This is a genomic window from Mesorhizobium sp. M5C.F.Ca.IN.020.32.2.1 (assembly GCF_004023105.1).
In the GTDB taxonomy this organism is placed as follows: domain Bacteria; phylum Pseudomonadota; class Alphaproteobacteria; order Rhizobiales; family Rhizobiaceae; genus Mesorhizobium; species Mesorhizobium wenxiniae.
Window position 1 is genome coordinate 1 of the sequence record NZ_RZSX01001161.1, and the last position, 1,585, is coordinate 1,585.

A 1,585-nucleotide genomic window follows, 5' to 3' on the forward strand; every position below is an offset into this window, starting at 1 on the left:
GTCCAGCTCGGGCCGATGCTCGACGCGATCCTCAGCCGTCATGGATAGTCATGACGGCTGAGGATCGCGTCGAGCATCGGCCCGAGCTGGACGGTGCGGCCGCGCACGTCGAGCGGGCCGACCTCGAAGGGCACGACATGATCGTCGCCGGCGTAGCCGAATTCGCCGAGTTTGGGTTGATGTTCAGCCAATTGATGAGTTCCCAACATGACAAAGCTCCGGGGCGCGGCCATGCCGCCCTCCGGGGCGCATGCGTCGAAACGCGCTCGATTTACGTGATGCGGCTGAGATAGGCATCACGTACTCCCGGATCAAGGCGGCCCGGATCAAGCGCCCAGACACCAGGCCAAAACCGCCTTCTGGGCGTGGAGCCGGTTCTCGGCCTCGTCGAACACCACCGAATGTGGCCCGTCGATGACCTCGTCAGTGACCTCCTCGCCACGATGCGCCGGCAGGCAGTGCATGAACAACGCATCGGGTTTCGCCTTCGCCATCAGCGCCGCATTGACCTGGTAGGGTGAGAAGACATTATGGCCGCGAGCACGGTGCTCCTGGCCCATCGACACCCAGCAGTCGGTGACGACGCAGTCGGCCTCGTGGACCGCCTGCTCGGGCGAGCGGGTGAAGTTCAACTTGCCGCCATGCGCCCTCGACCAGTCGACATGCTTCTGCGCCGGCTCGCTGCCTTCCGGCACGGCTACGTTGAGATTGAAGCGGAATCGCGCCGAGGCCTCCAGCAGCGAATGCAGCACGTTGTTGCCGTCGCCGGACCAGGCGATGGTCTTGCCGGCGACCGGACCGCGATGCTCCTCGAAGGTCATGATGTCGGCCATCAGTTGGCACGGATGGGTATCGTCGGTCAGCCCGTTGATGACGGGAACGGTGGCGTTCTCGGTCAGCTCCAGCAGCCGGTCATGCGATGTGGTTCGGATCATGATCGCATCGACATAGCGCGACAGCACCTTGGCCGTGTCGGCGATGGTTTCGGAGCGGCCGAGCTGCATCTCGGTGCCGGTCAGCATGATGGTCTCGCCGCCGAGTTGGCGCATGCCGACGTCGAAGGATACGCGCGTGCGCGTCGACGGCTTGTCGAAGATCATCGCCAGCACCTTGCCTTCGAGCGGTTTTGTCCGCTCGCCAGCCTTGAGCCTTGCCTTTCGCACGACGGCATCGTCCAGCATGAAGCGCAGATCGCCCTCGGAAACGGCGGAAAGATCGGTGAAATGGCGAAGGCTCATTTGGGGTCTTTCGACTGTTACTTCGCGGCAGCCGCGGCTATGGCATCGGCCAGGCCCCTGGCGCCGGCGCGGATGCGGTCGAGCGCTTCATGGATCTCGGCGTCGGTGACGGTGAGCGGCGGAAGCAGGCGAAGGACGTTGTCACCGGCCGGAACCGCCAGCAGATGCTGGTCGCGCAACGCCATATTCACCTTGGTGTTGGGTGCGGCGCATTTCAGGCCGAGCATCAAGCCGGTGCCCCTGATGTCTTCGATGATATCAGGAAATTCGTCGGCGACACCCGCCAGCCCCTGCTTTAACAGCAGCGCCTTGCGCTGGACATCCTCCAGGAAGCCGTCCTCCAGCAC

Annotated in this window: 2 protein-coding genes and 1 pseudogene; all 3 read right to left on the reverse strand. The window is 64.0% G+C overall.

Annotated features, from left to right (window positions below):
* Positions 1 to 41 precede the first annotated feature (41 nt).
* A pseudogene (locus EOA86_RS33925) lies at positions 42 to 233 on the reverse strand (Hsp33 family molecular chaperone); the annotation flags it as partial.
* 93 nt (positions 234 to 326) lie between these two features.
* Entirely contained in the window at positions 327 to 1,238 is a 912-nt protein-coding gene (gene argF, locus EOA86_RS33930) for an ornithine carbamoyltransferase (protein WP_128345530.1), read from the reverse strand.
* A gap of 17 nt (positions 1,239 to 1,255) precedes the next feature.
* Positions 1,256 to 1,585: aminotransferase class III-fold pyridoxal phosphate-dependent enzyme (locus EOA86_RS33935; protein ID WP_128345532.1), on the reverse strand; the 330-nt coding region annotated here is incomplete at its 5' end.

Bases quoted from the DNA above. Each gene is read 5' to 3' on its own strand.
- argF (WP_128345530.1), bottom strand. From the start codon at position 1,238: ATGAGCCTTCGCCATTTCACCGATCTTTCCGCCGTTTCCGAGGGCGAT.